Annotated in this window: 2 protein-coding genes and 1 pseudogene; all 3 read left to right on the top strand. The window is 65.0% G+C overall.

What is annotated here, in order from left to right:
* Positions 1 to 182: 182 nt before the first annotated feature.
* Complete coding sequence (locus tag B7X65_RS23815) at positions 183 to 926, top strand: HAD family hydrolase (RefSeq protein WP_293596707.1); 744 nt, start codon at positions 183 to 185, stop codon at positions 924 to 926.
* Positions 927 to 1,028: 102 nt separating this feature from the next.
* The gene (locus tag B7X65_RS23810) at positions 1,029 to 1,202 is read left to right on the top strand and encodes a hypothetical protein (RefSeq protein ID WP_293596706.1); all 174 of its coding nucleotides are present in this window, start codon (positions 1,029 to 1,031) and stop codon (positions 1,200 to 1,202) included.
* A 454-nt stretch (positions 1,203 to 1,656) separates the two neighbouring features.
* Positions 1,657 to 1,782 (top strand): annotated as a pseudogene (locus B7X65_RS23805) (RNA polymerase sigma factor RpoH); the annotation flags it as partial.

Raw genomic sequence — 1,782 nt, 5'->3', positions numbered from 1 at the left:
ATAAAATCCATAGCTACCCGCGCAGGTATCATATGGGCTAGAGGCCTATTCGATGCCTGAACCCGCCATCCACCGCTGTTTTGACCCTTCCACCGCCCCACGCATGGCCCTCGCCCTTCCCCACTGCCCTACCCCGTACCGCACGTCCGGCCACGCCGGTGCTCCGCGCCGCAGCCTGCCCCATGCAGCCTGACACCGCGCCGGCGCTTGCAGACCTGCTCGACTGGACCACCATCGACCTGGTGGTCTTCGACGTGGACGGCACGCTGTATGACCAGCGGCAGCTTCGCCTCGGGATGCTGCGGCAACTGCTGGACCATACCTGGCAGACGCGCAGCCTGGACACGCTCTTGATACTGCGCACCTTTCGCCGGGTGCGGGAGGCGCTGGGCGAGCAGGCTGGCGCTGATTTCATGGCGCTGCAGTATGCGCAGACGGCCAGACGGCATGGCACCACGCCAGGGGCCGTGCGGGCGCTGACCGATGAATGGATGGAGCAGCGGCCGCTGCCGCTGCTGGCGGCGTGCCGCTATGCACAGGTGGCCGAGCTGTTTGCCGGTCTGCGGGCTGCGGGCAAGCGGGTGGCGGCTTTTTCGGACTACCCGGCCATGGCGAAGCTGGCGGCGCTGGGGCTGGCGGCTGACCCTGTGGTTTGCGCCACCGACGCCGGTATTGAACGGCTGAAACCTGACCCGGCCGGGCTGCTGGCGATCCTGCGCCGGACCGGGGTGGCGCCTGGAAGGGCGTTGATGATTGGCGACCGCTTTGACCGCGATGCGGCGGCTGCGGAGCGGGCCGGCATGCGGGCGCTGATCCGCTCTGGCCGGCCGCATGCGCAGTGGGCGACGTTTCAGGCTTACGACGACCCGGTTTTCCGGCCACTGCTGGTCGGGCGCGGCGGGCCAGGTCCAAGACTGTTCAGTTAAACCCGTTCGCCCTGAGGTATCGAAGGGCATTTCCCGGCTTCGATACCTCAGCCCGAACGGTTTGGAGTACTACCCGAACAGTATTGGGGCCAAGCAAAGCACATGACCGACATGAAGCGCGCCAGGGTTTGGGTACTACCCGAACAGTATTGGGGCCAGGCCGAAACTGAGCCTGCGGGCATCGACGCGTCCGGAGCTTGCCAGGAAGCCCGTTTCATGCATCAAAATGGCCTGCAGCCCGATCAATATCTGCGCCAGCAGCTATCGAATCTATAGCGACTTGGCCCGGGTGCGAACGCGCATACGTGCAGTGGCGGCCCGGTCAGCCCGCTCCCACACGCGCACCGGCCTCAGGCCCACAGCCGCTGCCTGCGCCCGCCGACTTGAAAGGCGAGGAAACCGTTCCACAGTGACGGGTGATGCTGCCACGCAGACCAAACGGCTTCGCTCCTGTCCGAGCCGACGGGGCTTGCGGGGGTCGAGCGGGCCGGCCAGAGCGGGACACTGGCGCGCCACGGCGATCTTTACATCCCCGAAACCAAGGGTGTTGAACTAGCCGTTCGGCCCGGTGTCATACTGGTCATTAAGGGTTATTACCTAGTAGCCATGCGCTATTCAAGCCATTGAATGGCTTCATTGGCAGTCTCCCGTGGGGAGTGCTAATATTTGATCTTAGAAAAGGAGTTCTGCTTTGTCATACGCTCTTTCCCCCCGCACCACGTCGGCCGCGCTGGCTGTGCCGGTGCCTGCAACGTCTGCCGTCGGCGCGGTCAACCCGTGGACGCTCGTGCCTCCGCTGGGCAATCTCGACGCGTACATTTCGGCGGTCAACCGCCTGCCCATGCTCACGCTGGAG

Origin of the sequence: Polaromonas sp. 39-63-25, assembly GCF_002278925.1 — a bacterium.
In the GTDB taxonomy this organism is placed as follows: Bacteria; Pseudomonadota; Gammaproteobacteria; order Burkholderiales; family Burkholderiaceae_C; genus Polaromonas.
The sequence above is the reverse complement of the archived record's forward strand: the minus strand, read 5'-3'. Positions and strand labels throughout refer to the sequence as shown.

Coding starts and splice junctions, on each gene's coding strand:
- B7X65_RS23815 (WP_293596707.1), top strand. CDS start 183: ATGCAGCCTGACACCGCGCCGGCGCTTGCAGACCTGCTCGACTGGACC.
- B7X65_RS23810 (WP_293596706.1), top strand. CDS start 1,029: ATGACCGACATGAAGCGCGCCAGGGTTTGGGTACTACCCGAACAGTAT.